The organism is Thiospirillum jenense (assembly GCF_014145225.1).
Taxonomy (GTDB): domain Bacteria; phylum Pseudomonadota; class Gammaproteobacteria; order Chromatiales; family Chromatiaceae; genus Thiospirillum; species Thiospirillum jenense.
The window spans coordinates 18,802-36,265 of record NZ_JABVCQ010000020.1; the positions used below are offsets into that span (position 1 = coordinate 18,802).

The 17,464-nt window shown below is 48.3% G+C and carries 21 protein-coding genes; 17 read left to right on the plus strand and 4 right to left on the minus strand.

What is annotated here, in order from left to right; all coding sequences use genetic code 11:
- Positions 1-47: 47 nt before the first annotated feature.
- Positions 48-389, plus strand: coding sequence for a Grx4 family monothiol glutaredoxin (grxD, locus tag HUK38_RS09750; protein ID WP_182584147.1), 342 nt, complete (start codon positions 48-50; stop codon positions 387-389).
- A 162-nt stretch (positions 390-551) separates the two neighbouring features.
- Here grxD and rnt read toward each other — a convergent pair whose 3' ends face one another.
- Genes rnt through idi form a run of 3 tightly spaced genes read right to left on the minus strand, consistent with a single transcriptional unit; the run spans position 552 to position 2,356 of the window.
- Positions 552-1,184, minus strand: a complete 633-nt coding sequence (gene rnt / locus HUK38_RS09755) for a ribonuclease T (RefSeq protein ID WP_182584148.1) — start codon at positions 1,182-1,184, stop codon at positions 552-554.
- Between the two features lie 58 nt (positions 1,185-1,242).
- Complete coding sequence (ubiT, locus tag HUK38_RS09760; protein ID WP_182584149.1) at positions 1,243-1,737, minus strand: ubiquinone anaerobic biosynthesis accessory factor UbiT; 495 nt, start codon at positions 1,735-1,737, stop codon at positions 1,243-1,245.
- A 58-nt stretch (positions 1,738-1,795) separates the two neighbouring features.
- On the minus strand, positions 1,796-2,356 hold the full coding sequence (gene idi, locus HUK38_RS09765; RefSeq protein ID WP_182584150.1) for an isopentenyl-diphosphate Delta-isomerase: 561 nt from the start codon (positions 2,354-2,356) through the stop codon (positions 1,796-1,798).
- A gap of 218 nt (positions 2,357-2,574) precedes the next feature.
- Here idi and HUK38_RS09770 point away from each other — a divergent pair, with 218 nt between their 5' ends.
- From HUK38_RS09770 to HUK38_RS15390, 9 genes are all read left to right on the plus strand, one after another.
- Positions 2,575-3,408 carry a ParA family protein gene (locus HUK38_RS09770; protein ID WP_182584151.1) on the plus strand — a complete coding sequence of 278 codons (834 nt, stop codon included), beginning with the start codon at positions 2,575-2,577 and terminating at the stop codon, positions 3,406-3,408.
- A 119-nt stretch (positions 3,409-3,527) separates the two neighbouring features.
- Positions 3,528-4,958, plus strand: coding sequence for a Ni/Fe hydrogenase subunit alpha (locus tag HUK38_RS09775; RefSeq protein ID WP_182584152.1), 1,431 nt, complete (start codon positions 3,528-3,530; stop codon positions 4,956-4,958).
- The gene (locus HUK38_RS09780; protein WP_238787575.1) at positions 4,955-5,404 is read left to right on the plus strand and encodes a hydrogenase maturation protease; all 450 of its coding nucleotides are present in this window, start codon (positions 4,955-4,957) and stop codon (positions 5,402-5,404) included. The genes HUK38_RS09775 and HUK38_RS09780 overlap by 4 nt, the downstream gene beginning before the upstream one ends.
- A gap of 65 nt (positions 5,405-5,469) precedes the next feature.
- Complete coding sequence (locus tag HUK38_RS09785) at positions 5,470-6,057, plus strand: TMEM165/GDT1 family protein (RefSeq protein ID WP_182584153.1); 588 nt, start codon at positions 5,470-5,472, stop codon at positions 6,055-6,057.
- 137 nt (positions 6,058-6,194) lie between these two features.
- Positions 6,195-6,365 carry a DNA adenine methylase gene (locus tag HUK38_RS15625; protein WP_420825168.1) on the plus strand — a complete coding sequence of 57 codons (171 nt, stop codon included), beginning with the start codon at positions 6,195-6,197 and terminating at the stop codon, positions 6,363-6,365.
- Between the two features lie 42 nt (positions 6,366-6,407).
- A complete protein-coding gene (locus HUK38_RS14925) occupies positions 6,408-6,587 on the plus strand; it encodes a hypothetical protein (protein ID WP_202985540.1) in 180 nt (59 codons plus the stop codon).
- A 317-nt stretch (positions 6,588-6,904) separates the two neighbouring features.
- Complete coding sequence (gene kdsA / locus HUK38_RS09795) at positions 6,905-7,756, plus strand: 3-deoxy-8-phosphooctulonate synthase (RefSeq protein WP_182584175.1); 852 nt, start codon at positions 6,905-6,907, stop codon at positions 7,754-7,756.
- A 151-nt stretch (positions 7,757-7,907) separates the two neighbouring features.
- Entirely contained in the window at positions 7,908-9,887 is a 1,980-nt protein-coding gene (locus HUK38_RS09800; RefSeq protein ID WP_238787576.1) for a methyl-accepting chemotaxis protein, read from the plus strand.
- A 90-nt stretch (positions 9,888-9,977) separates the two neighbouring features.
- Positions 9,978-10,106, plus strand: a complete 129-nt coding sequence (locus tag HUK38_RS15390; RefSeq protein WP_275285015.1) for a hypothetical protein — start codon at positions 9,978-9,980, stop codon at positions 10,104-10,106.
- 14 nt (positions 10,107-10,120) lie between these two features.
- Here the strand turns inward: HUK38_RS15390 and HUK38_RS15395 are convergent, their stop codons facing one another.
- Entirely contained in the window at positions 10,121-10,255 is a 135-nt protein-coding gene (locus HUK38_RS15395; protein WP_275285016.1) for a hypothetical protein, read from the minus strand.
- A 646-nt stretch (positions 10,256-10,901) separates the two neighbouring features.
- Here HUK38_RS15395 and HUK38_RS09805 point away from each other — a divergent pair.
- The 7 genes from HUK38_RS09805 to bioF all read left to right on the plus strand — a co-directional run bounded on the left by HUK38_RS09805 (position 10,902) and on the right by bioF (position 17,447).
- Positions 10,902-13,025: a hypothetical protein gene (locus HUK38_RS09805; protein WP_182584155.1), complete on the plus strand. Its 2,124-nt coding sequence runs from the start codon at positions 10,902-10,904 to the stop codon at positions 13,023-13,025.
- 55 nt (positions 13,026-13,080) lie between these two features.
- Positions 13,081-13,563, plus strand: coding sequence for a pantetheine-phosphate adenylyltransferase (gene coaD / locus HUK38_RS09810; RefSeq protein WP_182584156.1), 483 nt, complete (start codon positions 13,081-13,083; stop codon positions 13,561-13,563).
- 84 nt (positions 13,564-13,647) lie between these two features.
- The gene (locus HUK38_RS09815) at positions 13,648-13,830 is read left to right on the plus strand and encodes a hypothetical protein (protein ID WP_182584157.1); all 183 of its coding nucleotides are present in this window, start codon (positions 13,648-13,650) and stop codon (positions 13,828-13,830) included.
- A gap of 54 nt (positions 13,831-13,884) precedes the next feature.
- Positions 13,885-14,139, plus strand: a complete 255-nt coding sequence (locus tag HUK38_RS09820) for a YfhL family 4Fe-4S dicluster ferredoxin (RefSeq protein ID WP_182584158.1) — start codon at positions 13,885-13,887, stop codon at positions 14,137-14,139.
- A gap of 121 nt (positions 14,140-14,260) precedes the next feature.
- Positions 14,261-15,172, plus strand: a complete 912-nt coding sequence (locus HUK38_RS09825) for a Tim44 domain-containing protein (protein WP_182584159.1) — start codon at positions 14,261-14,263, stop codon at positions 15,170-15,172.
- A 21-nt stretch (positions 15,173-15,193) separates the two neighbouring features.
- Positions 15,194-16,216, plus strand: coding sequence for a biotin synthase BioB (bioB, locus tag HUK38_RS09830; protein WP_182584160.1), 1,023 nt, complete (start codon positions 15,194-15,196; stop codon positions 16,214-16,216).
- A gap of 52 nt (positions 16,217-16,268) precedes the next feature.
- The gene (gene bioF, locus HUK38_RS09835; protein WP_182584161.1) at positions 16,269-17,447 is read left to right on the plus strand and encodes an 8-amino-7-oxononanoate synthase; all 1,179 of its coding nucleotides are present in this window, start codon (positions 16,269-16,271) and stop codon (positions 17,445-17,447) included.
- The last annotated feature ends 17 nt before the right edge of the window (positions 17,448-17,464 follow it).

Sequence of the window (17,464 nt, forward strand, 5' to 3'; positions counted from 1 at the left end):
GAAATTGAATAATTGATTATCTAATAATTCTGTCGTGAAATCTAATTATGCCAACGAAACAAACACCACTCGAACATATTGCACAACAAATTAAAAATAATCCAGTTATGATTTATATGAAAGGCACTCCACAATTACCGCAATGCGGTTTTTCACAACGTGCGGCGCAGGTGTTAATTGAAAGTGGTGTCAGTTTTGCTTATGTCAATGTGTTGCAGGACACGAAAATTTTGTCAGCCCTACTCAATTATGCAAATTGGCCGACCTTCCCCCAGATTTATGTAGATGGTGAATTGATAGGTGGTTGCGATGTTATCTTAGAATTGCAGGCAACAGGTGAATTACAACCATTATTAGATGCCGCATCAAACCGGAAATTAAGTGATTGAATGAGTGCAATACTTTGTAGAATTAAGGTTGCCTGATAGCCAATTCAGGGTAAAGTGATTGCGAGATCATCAACAAAATAATCTAATTCAACCATCATTAGACGTAGTGAATTGGCTATGTCAATAAAATTACGATCATTGATATTTAATCAGATGCCACAACTAAAACATTTCTGGATTAAAACTCCGCCAGCGATTAACAATCGTGCAAAATAGTTTAGCGGTTTGTTCCGCATCATAAATAGCAGAATGTGCAGACTCATCATTCCAACCTAACCCAGCCAATTTTGCCGCTTTTGCCAATACGGTCTGCCCATAAACTAGCCCCGCCAATGATACCGTATCAAAGACACTAAAATTATGAAAAGGATTGTGTTTGTAATTCGTGCGTTCAACAGCAGCTTTAATAAAACTCAAATCAAAATGCGCATTATGCCCAACTAAAATAGCGCGATTACAACCATGCGTTTTCACTGCTTTACGAATGGGTGTAAAAATCCGATTCAGTGCTTCATGTTCGGGCACAGCATCACGGAATGGATGATGTGGATCAATCCGATTGAATGCTAATGCACGCGGGTCTAATTCAGCGCCAATAAAAGGTAAAATATGGCAAGCCAATGGCGATGCAGGTTCTAACCATCCATTAGCATCGACGCGAATAATGATGGCGGCTATTTCTAATAAGGCATGGCATTGCGGATCAAAACCGGCTGTTTCAACATCGACAACAACCGGCAAGAATCCTCGAAAGCGGCTGGCAATGGCGGAGTGAGAATCGTTAATGATAGTCATTCATTCCAACGTTGCGTTTGATTGCCAAAATAAAACCACAGTAACATTTTCTAATACTCTATCGTTGTTGACCGAACCGTTGCAATAAATCGGTGGCGCCGCGCATTAGAGTTAATAGCATACCGAGGCGTTGTTCTAATTCTAAACTGTCCAGAAAGTTTTTAACATACAGCCCCAATTCTGTACTGCCACCTAGGCGCAAACGGCGATTAAAAAATAGAGTATCTGGATCTTCCCGCCGTGTGGCAAGTAATAAAAATTCATAGGTATTCCCTTCAATACTGAGGTCTTCGACCTGATTGGCTGGTGCGGCGCGCAGCTTTTGATTTACTAATGTTAATCGATAACTTAAACGTGCATCATCAATAGTAATTCGCATGACGCGATGTGCCAAAAAATCCAATTCACCGGCGATCAATTCTGGCGCAAATACGCGATTGAGTATTTGCGCCAGCACAATGGTGCGAGCGGATTCTGGCACCAGATTTAATGGCAGTGTCAATAATCTCGGTATTGTTGGTGAATTCAAGCTATGACGTTCAGTCGTGGACATCAGTTAATTAACCTCGTTATTGAATTAAAGGATTTATTAGTTGACGCGGGTTTTGTGATTATACAAATAATGCATGAAATTCGCTCCGCAATCGCACCCATTCTAATGCAAACCAGGGGGTAATGGGTGTTATTTGTGTTGCAATCAGTTGATCCACATCAGAATAAGGATACCACTGCCAGGCGGCAATTTCATTTGGGTTAACATTTAATACCTGAGCAGTTGGTAGTACGCCTACATATACGGAACAGACCTCAGATTCTGCGCCACATTTTTGATAGCTGGATTGGTATTGAAAACGGTAAATAAAGCGCAATGCTACAGTTAAGTTTAATTCTTCATGTAACCGCCGTTGCGTGGCATATTCATAGGTTTCACCTCGGCGAGGGTGACTACAACAGCTATTTGACCAGAATAATGGCCAAAGTGGTTTTGACCCACTCCGTTGTTGCAATAATAATTGACCATCAGTGGTTAATAAAAAAATTGAGAAGGCACGATGTAATAATCCCTGTCCTTCATGGGTATGCAGTTTGCTTTCATAACCGACGACATGATCGTCGCTATCAACTAAAATGAGCGGCTCATCATCAAATGAAACAGTTTGATTAGTACTCACTAGCATGGTCTCCAATGAACAGTCGGCCAAGTATGGCGCACCTGAACGGCGGTGTACAGACTTGCAGTTTTTTGGATTAAAGGCAAATTTAGCGCCAAAATAGGCGCCGGTTTCGGCTAAACTGTGCTGTTAAAACGAGATTTGATTGACCGCTATGATGGGCGGTTGCGTTGAGCGCAGCATTTGGCAGCGTACAGCGTCACTTATTGGGAGGCGTGATGGAGGTTTGGACAATCGCCAATCAAAAAGGCGGTGTGGGTAAAACCACAACAACGGTGACGTTGGGTGGATTATTAGCGGCATGGGGATTTCGTACCCTAATGATTGATATTGATCCACACGCATCACTCTCAAGTTATTTCGGTTATGATCCTGACCAATTAGAACGCAGCAGTTTTGATGTGTTTTTGGCCATTACCGAACGGCGCCATGTTATTGTCCATGATGTGATTTTAGAGACCCAATCGGAGCGATTACATCTCATTCCAGCCACCATTGGATTAGCCGGACTAGATCGTCAATCCGGCCGGTTAGAAGGCATGGGATTAGCATTAAAAAAAGCCCTGCGGCAACTCATTAGCGATTATGATTATGTGTTGGTTGATTGTCCACCAGTATTAGGTATTCTGTTGATTAACGCCCTTGCCGCGTGCGATTGTTTAATTATTCCCGTGCAAACGGAATTCCTCGCATTAAAAGGGTTAGAACGCATGTTGCATATTATTAACATGGTGATGCGGGTACGCACTGCGCCGCTGCCCTATACAATTGTGCCAACCTTTTATGATCCGCGCACACGCTCATCATTAGAAACGCTGGCACAATTACAGCGCGATCATCAATCACATCTATGGTCTGGACACATTCCAGTAGATACCAAACTACGCGATGCCAGCCGCGCCGGTATGACACCTATTTTGTATGATCCTAATTCCAGAGCCGTATTAGCGTATTCAGAATTACTTGCAACACTGCGTCATCAGACACTGCCCTATATTACACATGTCAAACTGCCTGACACTGAATTATTTAATTGGACAACGCGCTCTTAAACCAGACATTATTCATGCCGCTAAACAGTGATTCACCGCTTCGCTAATGCGAAAACCCATGCGTTATTGTGCAGTACAACGCGATCATCACCCGCTTAATGTACACAGGGATACCAACCATGAGCCGCACCATCCATATTGAACCCGTCACCCGTATTGAAGGCCACGCCCGAATTACTATTCAATTAGCCGAATCTGGCGCGGTTGAAGATGCACGTTTTCATTTAACACAATTTCGGGGTTTTGAAAAATTCTGCGAAGGGCGACCTTATCGTGAAATGCCGGCATTAACAGCCCGCACCTGTGGCATCTGTCCAGTCAGTCATTTATTAGCATCAAATAAAGCCTGTGATGATCTATTAGCAGTCACTATTCCAGAGACGGCTGAACAGTTGCGTAAAATTATGAATTTGGCACAGTTAGTACAATCCCATGCACTATCATTTTTTCATTTATCTTCACCAGATTTATTATTCGGTTGGGATGCCGACCCACAGGAACGCAATATCTTTGGTGTAATGCGTCAGTATCCGCAATTAGCAAAAGATGGCATTCGTTTACGGCAAATTGGGCAAACCATTATTGAACTTCTCGGTGGTAAAAAAATCCATCCGACTTGGGTTGTCCCAGGCGGCGTAAATGAACCCTTATCAGCAGAGAAATGCGCCACAATATTAGCGCTTTTACCAGAAGGATTAGAGATTGCGCGCCGTACTTATGATTGGTTTAAAACTTTAATTCCCCGTTTCCGTGATGAAATTAATCACTTTGGCAATCAACCGACACTCTTTTTGAGTCTGGTTTCACCTAAAGGGCATTTAGAACATTGCAATGGTTGGCTGCGTGTCAAGGATGCGCGTGGGCGAATTCTCGAAGATCGTATTGCACCGCGTGATTACCAATTGTTAATTGGCGAAGCGAGTGAAACTGATTCCTATATGAAGTCACCTTATTATAAACCATTCGGTTATCCGCGTGGTATTTATCGGGTTGGTCCTTTAGCGCGCTTAAATAATGCCGACGCCTGCGGCACTCCATTAGCGGATGTCGCATTAGCAGAATTTCGCACTTTACAAGAAGATTCAATACCAGTCAGTTCCAGTTTTCATTATCATTACGCCCGGTTAGTTGAAATCATTTATGCGCTCGAACGGATGCAACGCCTATTAAAAGACCCGCAAATTCTTGACCCGCGTGTCCGCGCTCGGGCGCGAGGTAATCGCAATGAAGGGATTGGAGTTTCTGAAGCGCCGCGTGGTATTTTAATTCACCACTACCGTATTGATGATGACGGTTTAATCACCTGGGTTAATCTTATTATTGCAACCGGGCATAATAACTTAGCAATGAACCAAAGCATTAAGCAAGTTGCAGATGCTTACGTCAACGGTCAACAACTCACCGAGGGCATGTTAAATCGCGTAGAAGCGGTTATTCGCTGTTATGATCCCTGCCTCTCTTGCGCCTCTCATGCAGTTGGGCAAATGCCGCTCATAATCGAATTGCGTGATGCAAATGGGCAAATTCTTGATCGCCTTACCCGTTCATGATGACCCGCATTTTAATTATTGGATACGGCAACCCTATTCGTGGCGATGATGCAATCGGACCACTGGTTGCCGATCAATTATCGCAATGCGCCCTGCCGCCTGGGGTAAAAGTCATTGCACGACATATTTTAACTGCCGAGTTAATTGCCGAGTTTGCCGAGTTAGAACAGGTCATTTTTCTTGATGCAGCAATTAATGGTATTCCTGGAACAGTGCAATGCCAATGCGTCACTGCTGAAGTATTTCCGCCCGTTGTATTAGGGCATTTTCAAACGCCAACGGAATTACTTGCATGGTGTGCGGCACTTTATGGCCGCACCCCGCAAGCCTGGTTAATCACTGCCGTTGGCGCCGAATTTAATTACATGCACTATCAATTAAGCCCCCAAGCGCAAGCAGCGGTTAATCCCATGATTGCGGAAGTCATGGCATTGCTCAATAAATAAACGAGGCGACGTCCTGTGAATCATACGGTTCACTGGATAAATAAAAAAGAGGCTGTTTAATAAATATGTTGTTCACAGCTGGCATCACGACCTTTGGCGTCATTTTTCTTGCTGAATTGGGCGATAAAAGTCAATTAGTGTGCATGACATTAGCCGCTCGTCATCAGCATTTACCGGTATTAATAGGCGCAATTGTCGCCTTTATGTTATTAAATGGATTGGCGGTTATATTTGGTGTTGGCATCGGCCATTGGTTGCCGGACTGGTTAGTCGCATTGATTGTCGGCGTATTATTTGCCAGTTTTGGTATCATCACCTTGTACCATGCGGCGAATAACACAGAAGAAAATGCCGTGATTCAATCCTATTCTAACCGCAGCATTTTTTTGACAACGTTTGCCCTGTTATTCCTCGCAGAAATGGGTGACAAAACTCAATTAGCGGTTGCCGGACTTGCGAGTCATTTGCCGGTATTTTCAGTTTGGTTAGGCGCAACTTTAGCATTAACCTTCACTTCAGCATTGGGAGTGATACTGGGGCAAAGTTTATTACGGTATTTACCAATACAACGCTTGCATCAAATTGGCGGTATGGCATTTTTAATACTCGCTGGACTGGCATTTGCGCAATTATTGAATTTGTTGTTTGCATAAAATGATAGTCTAGTCTATTAAAAAATCGGTGATTAGTATTTAACAAGTCTCAAATGTGCATGTACACATTAAATTAAAAATGTGAACAACCAACTGAGTTTAGATACAAAAGAATTTTCGTAAGAATCCTCGCCTACATTGGCAACAAACGGGCATTATTACCGTTAATTGGACAAGCAATTGCACAGGTTAAGCATTGCCTGAATAAGAACCGCTTGTCTTATTTAGACTTATTTTCGGGTAGTGGCATAGTTGCACGATATATGAAACAACATCCGTCTTATCTGATTGCCAATGTTCTTGAATGATACAGCATCATTACAAACCGCTGTTATCTCAGTAATACCAACATGATCAATCAGTATGAATTGACCAGTTGTTTAGCGCATTTCAAACACGCAATACAACACCATTGGACCCGTGGTTTTATTGCCGAATTGTATGCGCCATTGGCAGATGATGCAATTCAACCGAGTGAACGAGTGTTTTATACCCACCGCAATGCCAAATATCTTGATACAGCGCGTTAACAAATCCTGCAATTGCAGAAGCATTTTTTAACACCATTACTTAACGGCATGAGGCTGAATCTGCGTTATTTGAACTCGTTACGAATTGTCCAGCTAAATTCATTCTCATAATCTTATAATTCAGAAAGATTTATTTCTAAGCAGCGATTTTTTGATGTGATGAATCGCAATGGGAGGTTAACTGTATTAGAAACACCATATAATACATTTCGTGGTAGTAGAAATCTTAAGCAGCGTCCGATCCATGTGACAGAATTTGTTTATCTATTCAAAAACACCAGATTATAAATAAGATGAATACAAAACTTGCACCAACTATCCAACTGTGTGGATTTAACGTGGGCTTGAATCACCCACTATTTTTAATTGCCGGTCCCTGTGTAATTGAAAGTGAACAATTAGCACTGGATACGGCCGGTCGGTTGCAGGAAATCACAACCGCTCTGAAAATACCATTCATTTACAAGTCATCATTTGATAAAGCCAATCGCTCATCAGAACATGGCTTTCGTGGTTTGGGTTTAGAAATTGGACTGCGTATTTTAGAAAAAGTGCGCTCACAAATTAACGTGCCGGTATTAACTGATGTGCATGAAGACACGCCATTAGCGGAAGTTGCCAGCGTTGTTGATGTATTACAAACCCCCGCATTTTTATGCCGCCAAACCAATTTTATTCATGCAGTTGCGGCGCAAGGCAAGCCAGTTAATTTGAAAAAGGGGCAATTCTTGGCACCCTGGGATATGATTCAAGTAGTTGAAAAAGCCCGCGCCACCGGTAATCAACAGTTATTAGTTTGCGAGCGTGGCGTGAGCTTTGGTTATAATAATCTCATTGCCGATATGCGGGCGCTCGCCGTATTACGCACCACCGACTGTCCTGTTGTATTTGATGCCACGCACGCCGTGCAATTACCAGGTGGGTTGGGTAATTGTTCTGGGGGGCAGCGTGAATATGTTCCGCTATTAGCGCGGTCAGCTGTCGCTGCCGGAATTTCAGGTTTATTTATGGAAACCCATCCTGATCCTGACCGTGCAAAAAGCGATGGACTTAATACTTGGCCACTTGAAAAAATGCAGGATTTATTAGCAACTTTAATAGAATTAGACCGCGTTGTTAAAAGCAATCCATTCGCTGAAACTATTAGTGATTTAATGCCCCTAAAATAGGTGGCAGCTAGTTAATTATCCTTTATTCACTCAATTTATGATGTATCAACGCATTGTTTGAATAATGTATTGCATACGTCAGTAACATGCTATTTCCATTGGCGTCACAAATTGGTAACATGTTGTTAACTATTTTCATTGAGGGCGTGGCATGTTGGGTAAATCGTTACGGTCGCGGCTATTTTTTTGGATGCTCGGAGGCACTGGGGTCATCTTTTTATTCACATTTATTATGATGAACTCTTTTGCTCAACGTACTACACATGAACATGTTTTGAATACAGTACGCAGTATGAGCGATGCGTATGCCAATAAAGTGAATACCGAATTTGCGCATTCCTATGCGGTGGCGGAGTCATTAGCGTTAGCCGTTTATGCGGTGCAGCAACAGAATGCAGATCGCAGCATTGCATCAGCAATTAACCGTGTTTTGCTAATTGCCAATCCACAATTTGTCGGGATTGGGTCTTATTGGGAGCCGAATGCGTTTGATAATCGTGATACTGAATTTGCCAATATCGCACCAGAACAAGATGCGAGCGGACGTTATTTGCCGTATTGGAATCGTGCAAATGGCAGTATTGCAGTTGAACCGGTGGCGGATTATGAAACGGCTGATTGGTATAGCGTGCCTAAAATAACGCGACAACCCTGGGCAACCGAACCCTATGAATTTCCAATTGCTGGCCGGGCAGTGTTAATGGTTTCACTAATGGTGCCTATTTTAGCTGACAATGGTAGTTTTCTTGGGGCAGTTGGTGCGGATTATCCTTTGCAACGTTTGCAACAAATGTTATCTGAGGTAAAACTATTTAATACCGGCTATGCGAGTTTGGTATCTAATCAAGGTATGTATGCCAGTCATCCGGACAGTCAGCTATTAGGTAATCCGGCAATTGATTTACCATCTTCCGCATTAGATGCCATTAAAAATGGCCAAGCCTACGAATACATTGATGATGAAGGTTTAATACACCTCATTCGCCCGATTACGCCCGGTAAAGCACCCAACTCATGGGCATTACAATTGGTTTTTCCATTTGAAATTGCAATGGCGGATGTGCGAAAAATGTCGTTATTGACGGCGATCATTGGCGCAGCGGGGTTGTTGATTTTGGCAATTCTCATTTGGTCAATTTTGACGCGCATCGTATCGCCACTCAAAACATTAGCGCAAGAAATGTCTAATTGGCATGGTGACGTGAATCATCAAATTACTGTTGCGCGTCAAGATGAAATTGGCGTAATTGGCATCGCGTTTAATATGTTTATGTCTCGCTTACGGGAATTGGTTCAAGCAATTGTAAAAGAGAGCCGGCGTCTTGATACAACGGCACAAGAATTAAACACGACTAATGTTAATGTTGCCCAACAATCGCAACAGCAATTATCAGCGGCGAATGACATGCGGCAAGAAATGGATAGTATGGTGCGTTCTATCAATGAGATTACCCAGCAGGCCAATCTATTGCAAGAATTAGCGCAAGATACGGGACATGTCACAAAAACCGCCGCTAAAACGGTGACGCAAACAGCAGAAGAAATTGGTCAAATTAATCAAACTATGCAGGCGGTCGCGCATGGGGTGCAGCAATTAGATGATCGGTCGCGTGAAATTAGCAATATCGTCAATGTCATTCGGGAAATTGCTGAACAAACTAATTTGTTGGCATTAAATGCGGCAATTGAAGCGGCGCGAGCGGGTGAACAGGGGCGCGGCTTTGCAGTGGTGGCAGATGAAGTGCGCAAATTAGCGAATCGCACAGCGCAGGCGACAGGTGAAATTGCCAATACCATTACCACGATTCAAAAAGATAGTGCCATTGCTGTGAAAGAAGTGCGCACAACATCTGAGCAAGTTAATCAAGGTGTAGAATTATCACGCGCCGCCGCTACGGCAATTGAAACTATTCGTGTTCATGCCGATGAAATGCTTGAACGTATTGCCGCAGTGGTGGCGCAGGCGAATCAACAATCAAATAGCAGTCAGGCGTTAACCTATCATGTGAATCACATGGATACTTTAGCGAATGCGAGCGATCAATCAATTCAATTAACCCAAGAGCAGGTGCAAGGATTAATGACAGTTGCCAAAAAATTGAATGGATTGGTGGCGCAATTTCGGAGTTAAGATCAATCGGTGATTTATTATCCGGCGCATACGCCAAGGTCGCCAAATAAATCTCTGTCACCTGCCACGCGACGGCGCGCACGATGGGCAATGATACGAAAGTTCTGGTTATTGCAAAGTGAATTGATCGCCGTCGTGCGGAAAGTTATTTATCCACTGGCGTTGTTGAATACCGGTAATGTTGCCGAGGGCGATGGTAAAGTGGTGCGGTTCTATTAAATAGCCGTCAAGCGTTAATGCGCATCATCGCCATATTCACTCCAGTTAATTGCCAGCGCGTAGCCGTTATTATCATCCCCGTAAATTGCCTGCGTATCCACCCGCGCACTGCCGCATGGCACAGTGAATACTATCAGTTCATAGCCCATTTAATTAACGATCGAATACCCGCAATGGCATTATCGCGGGTGTCGCTATCGGTGGTGATGGTGGCTAATAATTCTGCACCAATGCGCTAGTATTCCGTTGTGTTTAATTCGGTTAATACAATGCCCGCCCGCGCATTGTTCAGCGATCAATGCCAGCGCCACTTTCGTCATTCCCGCGGATGCTGGAATCCAGCAGCACCGCCCTCTAGTTTCCCACTTTCGTGGGAATAACGATAGAGCAGAGTGCCAATTCAGCAATCATTTTATATTGGCTTAACTATATCAGCGCGGTGCAAACGATCATTCTCCAATTAGTGATACTAAACAGATCGCGGTTGTATAGAACGCCGGTGAGTATCATTGCAGCACACCGATAAGAATGGCGGCGCTCATTCCAACCAAATAGGATATTTATCATTTAATAGTCTCGCTAAAGAAAGTAGATTAATCGTGGGCGCTGTTATTCACTCAATTGATCCAACCGCACAAGATGTTTTAACATCAACCGCCAAGTTACGCGCAGTGGGTTATTTCTAATGTGTTGATTCACCGCTTGCATTAGCCTAAGCGGTACGGGTACATTGCGTATTATTCCCGGGGTTCGTGTAAAATTGTAACGCTATCTATTTGCCAGAGGATTGCATTGATGGATCAATTATTCGATGTGGTATTTTTTGGTGTTCAAGATGATAAAGACCCAATTGCAACGGCGCACACTTTAGCCACATCGTTTGGCATTCCAATTGAAACGGCAACGGCATTGGTGCAAAAACCGGCCGGTACGGTGATTAAAAAAGCGGTGACATTAGAGGTGGCGCAACGCTATCAAGTGGTAATGACGCAGGCCGGGGCTAAGGTGAATTATAAGCCCTGTACGACTGGTACAAAATTAGAATTGGTGGCAATTGAAAAAGCGCGCTTTACATGCCCAAATTGTCAACATCAACTCGAATCGGATGAGGGTGAGACACGTCCTGATATTTGCCCGCAATGTGGTATTGTATTTACCAAATTGCAAAAAACCGATCAAGCGCAACAAGAAATTGAAGAAATTAAAATTCGGCTACAAAAAATTAAAGAGATGCAGGATGCTGAAGATCAACGTAAACAGCAGGAAATTGAAACAGAAGAGCGCCGCAGTTTATTAGAAAAACGCTTGCGTAAAGAGATGGGATTGCCCACCGCATTAAATACTCCGACGCGGTTGTGGAGTGCGGCAACCTTGACTTTATTATTCGGTATTGCGGGTGGTTTTTTGAGTGCAAAATTGTTTTTCACCGAAGGTAAACTTGCCGCTGATGGATCAATCACAGCGCCGCCCGCGGCGGGTGCAATGACGATGGAAACCTTGGCAATGGCAATACAATCTGGCGCCGCTGGAACCAATACGGTGGAGCAATTGGCGGTATTGTCGCAAGCAGTGATGACGCAAGCGGTGGCGACAGATGCTAATACCACTGCAACGGTTGATGGTGCGCCGGCGGTATTAAATGGTGCGAGTGATGGGGCGAATTTAGTGAATAATTCTGCTGATCCCGCCAGCGCGGTTAATGATAATGATTCAGCGCGTTTGGATTTATTACGTCAATTCGGTCAGCATGATCCAGAGTGGGATGCGTTGCTGCAAACGCACATTGCGAGTTTAATGGCGGCAAATCAGGTGACGCGGGCCGAAAAATTATTGAGTTATATGCGTGATCCGTATCAATTGGCACAGGCGCAGACGCAGTTAATCATTGGTTACACGCGGGCAGATCAAGTGTCACAAGCAAATATGATGCTGCGCAAGTTATTAGAGAATAGTCAAAAATTAGCCACCGGGGCGCGGCGGATTGAATTGGTTACTAGCACGATTCCGTTATTGGTGAAGGCGGGATTGAAAGTGCCGGCGCAGCAATTATTAGAGCAGGCCGAGCAGTGGAATGAGGCGATTATTCCGTCGGGTGAGCGGGCATTTGGTTGGGCGCGAGTGGCATGGGCGCAGGCGCATTTGTCATTAAATGATGCGGCGTCTGGGAGTATTAGTCAGGCGCTGGCGGCATTGGATGATCCGATGTCAGTTGAATTAAGAATGCAGGCGACTGGTCAATTGGCGGCGGTGTTTTATCATTTATCAGCCTTGCGTGAAGCACACGCGATTCTCAATCAAGCGCACACCAGTTTGGTGGATATTCCGCAAGCGTCAGTGCGTGATTTGGCTATTCAACAACTTGCGCAGGCGTGGGTGCAGATTGACCAATTAGAACGGGGCTTGCGTGTGAGTGCTGAATTATCGAATGTGGCGCAGCGCGATGCGTTTTTATTAAAAACATTGCACACGCGGGCGTTCACGAACAATGGATTCGGGCTATCATCGTTGGCGGAGGCGATCAGTGCCGCCGGTGATCGGGCGCGGGGGTATGCGTTACTGGGGCGGACGGCGGATAACGCGGCGGTGGCGGCCGATCAGTTCCAGCGGGCGGTGGCGCTGGCATCGGGTTTGGCGGCGCCATTCGAGCAGGCGGTGGTGTTGGGTGACATTGCGCGGTTGCAGAGTCGCTCGGATCGGCAGGCGGCGGCGGGGATTTTTGCGCACGCCGAGGAGCAGTTGCGCTTGTTGCCAGCGGGGGTGGAGGCGGACATCGGTTGGGGGCGGTTGGCGGAAAATCGCATTCGGGCGTTGGAGCCGGCGCTGGCGCAGACGTATGTGCAGCAGATCAAGGCGATGGCGGTGCAGGCGGTGGCGCGTCAAGATGTGCAATACATTAGTCAAGTATTGCCGGTATTGTAAGCTGCCGCTGATGCGCGGTTAATTCACGGTTATTAAAGTTATTCTAATTATTATCATGCAGTTACGCAGTGTCGTTTATCCGGGGACGTTTGATCCGGTCACCAATGGTCATACTGATTTAATTAGCCGAGCGGCGCGGTTGTATGACCGGGTGGTGGTGGCGGTGGCGGAAAATACCGCGAAAACGCCGTTGTTCCCGGCGGCGCAGCGCGTGGCATTGCTGCATGGCGTGGTGAGTGAGTATCCGAATGTCGAGATTGTGGCGTTCGCGGGTTTGCTGGTGGAATTTGCCCGAGCGCGGCAGATGACGGTGATTTTACGCGGCTTGCGGGCGGTGTCGGATTTTGAGTATGAATTCCAACTGGCGGGGATGAATCGCCGCATGGCACCTGACATCGAGACGGTGTTTTTGACGCCCGCCGAGCAATACGCCTATATTTCCTCCGGACTTGTCAAGGAAATTGCCCGATTAGGCGGCGATGTTTCGACCTTTGTGGCGCCGTCAGTCTATGCTGCTTTACAAGATCACTTTCGTTAAACTGCACGGATTGAGTGGCGGCGGCGTGATGCGTTTAATTGATGGATCGGCCGCGCTGAGTTGCGACACAGATGACAGATGGGCGTGTCAGTGCGCCGCAGTTTCATTCAACCGCCGCGCAAGTTTTTCGGCAAGCGCATTAATCACCCGCCGCTCGTGCTGGTGACAAGTGTCATTGCCGAAGCACTTGAATGTGTTTCAACTGTGTTTCAATCAATCCAAAACCGTTTTACTGTCGGTTTGCCAGAATTGATCGGGCATGACTGACGGTCAGACATCATCGCGCAAGTTTGCGCAAATTTTTAGGAGCAGCAAGAGTTTATGGCGCTACATATTACCGACGAGTGTATTAGCTGCGATGTGTGCGAGCCAGAGTGTCCCAATGGCGCCATTTCGCAAGGTGATTCCACCTACGTCATCAATCCCGATTTGTGTACCGAATGTGCCGGCCACTATGAAACTTCACAGTGCGTTGAAGTTTGTCCGGTAGATTGCATCGTTCCCGACCCTGACCATGAGGAAACGCCGGAACAGTTGCGGGCCAAGTACGAGCGGATTTCGAGCGAAAATCGTTAGTTTCCCCGTGAGACCGTGACGCGGTAACGATGCGCTGGCGCGGTTTATGGCTGTTGCCAGTGCGGGTGTTAACCGCGTCTTTTTTTACAGCGTCTAGTTATGGTTCCGAGAAAATTTTGTCATGTCGCGTGTCGTCACCGCCATTCTCCTGGCACTGCTGGGTAGCAGTTTGCTATTGCAGACGCACCCGCTGGCCGCCAAACGTTTCAGTGAGGAATCCGTTGTCATTCAGCCGTTGATCCCTGTTCCACCATCATCTGATCCCGTGGTGATTCCAACCGCCCCACCCGCTACCGATCCAACTGTTCTCAACCGCCCGCCGCCTACGTTTTCACCTGATACCCGTGTGACCACCGCGACCGAATCACCCACCGCCCCGACTTGGCTGGCGGCGGTCGGGACCTTTTTTACCGGCGGCATGGTCGGCGCATGGGTTTTTGGTCAACCCGCCACCAGTTGGCAACTGGGCGATAGCGTTATCAGCGCACTGGTGTTGCTGTTACTGGGTAGCGGCGTTTGGTTCGGCTGGTTACTAATCATCAAACGCCGCCGCGCTGTGACCGCCCCACCCCGCCGTGCCAGCCGCGTCGCGGTTGATCCAACAGTTGACGACGAGTTGGACTACGACGTGCCACTGTGGTTTGACAACGCGACCTTTGTTGAAGGCACCAAATTACTGTTTATCCGCTTGCAAGAGGCGTGGGATCGCGGTGACGTGCGCGACATCCGCAATTACACCACCCCGGCCGGTTTCACCGCCCTCCAACAGCAACGCGCTGTTTTAGGCACCGGCACCGCGCCGCATTTCACTGACATCATCACTCTCACCGCTGAATTGTGTAGCATCCAGCATCAGGATGACGAAATACTCGCCTGGGTGCGCTTTCACGGTCTGCTGCAAGATCAGGCCACGCAAACCACCCGCCCGTTTGCCGAACGTTGGCAAGTGCGGCATAAAAGCGACAGTCAATTGGGCGAATGGTGGATCACCGCCATCGATACTGACGATTCTGCGCCTCAGTTACAGCGTTAAAACCACATGATGAAGCCCGCCATGACTACCGATGCCACCGTCTGCACACCCCGTCACGACTGGACGTGCGCCGAGATTGAAGCGTTATTAACCCAGCCGTTCAACGACTTACTCTTCACCGCGCAGTCGGTGCATCGCGCCCATTTCGACCCCAATCAGGTGCAAGTCAGCACCCTGTTGAGTATTCAAACCGGCGCCTGTAGTGAAGATTGCAGCTACTGCGCCCAGAGCGTTCATCACCAATCACCGCCGGCCGCGCCCCCTGCCGCCGCGCCAGCACTGTTGGATGTGACCACCGTGTTAGCCGCCGCACGTCAAGCACACGCGCAAGGCGCCACGCGCTTCTGCATGGGCGCATCCGGGCGCTGTGCCACCGAGCGCCAGCTCGACGAGGTGGTCAAATTAGTCGCCGCCGTGCATGACTTGGGCATGGAAACCTGCGTCACATTAGGCATGTTGACCGAAGCACAGGCGCGGCAGCTCAAATCCGCCGGGCTGGATTATTACAATCACAATCTCGACACCTCACCGGCGTTTTACGGGCAGATCATCACCACCCGCACCTACCAAGATCGGTTGATGACGTTGGCAAATGTGCAGGCGGCCGGGTTAAAACTATGCAGCGGCGGGATTTTGGGCATGGGCGAATCGCGGGCGGATCGCGCCGCATTGCTGCAACAATTGGCGACGTTGCCCGCACATCCCGAGTCGGTGCCAATCAACCTGCTCGTGCAGATCGCCGGCACCCCGCTGTACGGCACCCCGCCGCTCGACCCGTTCGAGTGCATCCGCGTCGTCGCCGCCGCCCGCATCGTGATGCCGCGCACCCACATCCGCCTATCCGCCGGGCGAGCGCAGTTGACTGATGAAGCGCAGGCGCTCTGTTATCTTGCCGGGGCCAACTCCATTTTTTACGGCGACCGCCTCTTGACCACCGCCAATACCGAGGCAGCGCGGGATGTTGCATTATTCGAGCGGTTAGGGCTGCAATTTGAATCCTTCACCCCCCCGGGACGCGATCAACCGGGCGGGTGTTTTCACTAACTCACTGAGTCGGCGACCTGTCGGCGACCTCAAGTCATGCACAGCTCAACTTATGACCAACCTGCAAGCGGCGCTCGCGGCGCTGCACACCCAGCAACTGTATCGCACCCGGCGCCTGCGGAGTGGCGCACCCACCGTCCGTACCACCATTGACGGGCGCAGTTACCTCACCTTTTGCAGCAACGACTACCTCGGCCTCGCCGCGCATCCAGCAATCGCGGCGGCATTACGCGAGGGGACGCACCGTTACGGCGTCGGGGCGGGCGCATCGGCACTCATCACCGGCTACAGCAGCGCCCATCACCAGTTGGAAGAGGCGCTGGCGGCATTTCTCGGCCGCCCACGAGTGCTACTGTTTGCCAGCGGTTACATGGCCAATGTCGGCATCTTGTCCGCATTATTGGGCCGGAACGACACCATCTTTGCCGACCGCCTCAACCACGCCTCACTGATTGACGGCGCTCGGTTAAGCTGCGCACGGCTGCGGCGCTACCCGCATGTCAACCCCCAAGCCCTCGCCAAATTGCTGACCAGCCCGCGGCCGCTGCACAGTCGCACCTTGCTGGCCACCGACGGCGTATTCAGCATGGACGGTGATATTGCCCCACTGCCTGAGCTGGCGCGGTTAGCCAGTGAGCAGAGCGCGTGGTTATTGGTGGATGATGCGCACGGCATCGGTGTTCTCGGCCCGAGCGGTGCCGGCACGGTGGCGCAGTTTGGCTTGACCAGCGAGCAGGTGCCGATTTTAGTCGGGACCTTGGGTAAAGCATTCGGCACCAGCGGCGCATTTGTGGCGGGCGATGTCGCGCTGATTGAAACCTTGATTCAACGCGCCCGCAGTTACATTTACACCACCGCCCCGCCGCCGGCGTTGGCACATGCCAGTTTGACGGCGCTGGCGCTGGTGCAATCGGGTCACGAGCGGCGCGAGCAGTTGACCGCCCTGATTACCCGCTTCCGTCAAGGTGCGACGGCGCTGCATTTGCCGCTGCTGGCCTCACCCACGCCGATTCAACCGCTGTTGGCTGGCACGGCGCCGCGGGCGTTGGCGTGGAGTCGGCATTTGGAACGGCACGGTATTTTGGTCAGCGCGATTCGCCCGCCGACCGTGCCACCCGGCACAGCGCGCCTGCGGGTGAGTTTATCCGCCGCTCATAGCGCAGCAGATGTGGATCAATTACTCAACGCATTAGCCGATTTACCGCGTGGCAATAGCGATGGAATTGAATGATGATTAAACTAATCAAG

Bases quoted from the DNA above. Each gene is read 5' to 3' on its own strand.
- grxD (WP_182584147.1), top strand. From the start codon at position 48: ATGCCAACGAAACAAACACCACTCGAACATATTGCACAACAAATTAAA.
- rnt (WP_182584148.1), bottom strand. From the start codon at position 1,184: ATGACTATCATTAACGATTCTCACTCCGCCATTGCCAGCCGCTTTCGA.
- ubiT (WP_182584149.1), bottom strand. From the start codon at position 1,737: ATGTCCACGACTGAACGTCATAGCTTGAATTCACCAACAATACCGAGA.
- HUK38_RS09770 (WP_182584151.1), top strand. From the start codon at position 2,575: ATGGAGGTTTGGACAATCGCCAATCAAAAAGGCGGTGTGGGTAAAACC.
- HUK38_RS09775 (WP_182584152.1), top strand. From the start codon at position 3,528: ATGAGCCGCACCATCCATATTGAACCCGTCACCCGTATTGAAGGCCAC.
- HUK38_RS09780 (WP_238787575.1), top strand. From the start codon at position 4,955: ATGATGACCCGCATTTTAATTATTGGATACGGCAACCCTATTCGTGGC.
- HUK38_RS09785 (WP_182584153.1), top strand. From the start codon at position 5,470: ATGTTGTTCACAGCTGGCATCACGACCTTTGGCGTCATTTTTCTTGCT.
- HUK38_RS14925 (WP_202985540.1), top strand. From the start codon at position 6,408: ATGATCAATCAGTATGAATTGACCAGTTGTTTAGCGCATTTCAAACAC.
- HUK38_RS09800 (WP_238787576.1), top strand. From the start codon at position 7,908: ATGTTGGGTAAATCGTTACGGTCGCGGCTATTTTTTTGGATGCTCGGA.
- HUK38_RS15390 (WP_275285015.1), top strand. From the start codon at position 9,978: ATGATACGAAAGTTCTGGTTATTGCAAAGTGAATTGATCGCCGTCGTG.
- HUK38_RS15395 (WP_275285016.1), bottom strand. From the start codon at position 10,255: ATGGGCTATGAACTGATAGTATTCACTGTGCCATGCGGCAGTGCGCGG.
- HUK38_RS09805 (WP_182584155.1), top strand. From the start codon at position 10,902: ATGGATCAATTATTCGATGTGGTATTTTTTGGTGTTCAAGATGATAAA.
- coaD (WP_182584156.1), top strand. From the start codon at position 13,081: ATGCAGTTACGCAGTGTCGTTTATCCGGGGACGTTTGATCCGGTCACC.
- HUK38_RS09820 (WP_182584158.1), top strand. From the start codon at position 13,885: ATGGCGCTACATATTACCGACGAGTGTATTAGCTGCGATGTGTGCGAG.
- HUK38_RS09825 (WP_182584159.1), top strand. From the start codon at position 14,261: ATGTCGCGTGTCGTCACCGCCATTCTCCTGGCACTGCTGGGTAGCAGT.
- bioB (WP_182584160.1), top strand. From the start codon at position 15,194: ATGACTACCGATGCCACCGTCTGCACACCCCGTCACGACTGGACGTGC.
- bioF (WP_182584161.1), top strand. From the start codon at position 16,269: ATGACCAACCTGCAAGCGGCGCTCGCGGCGCTGCACACCCAGCAACTG.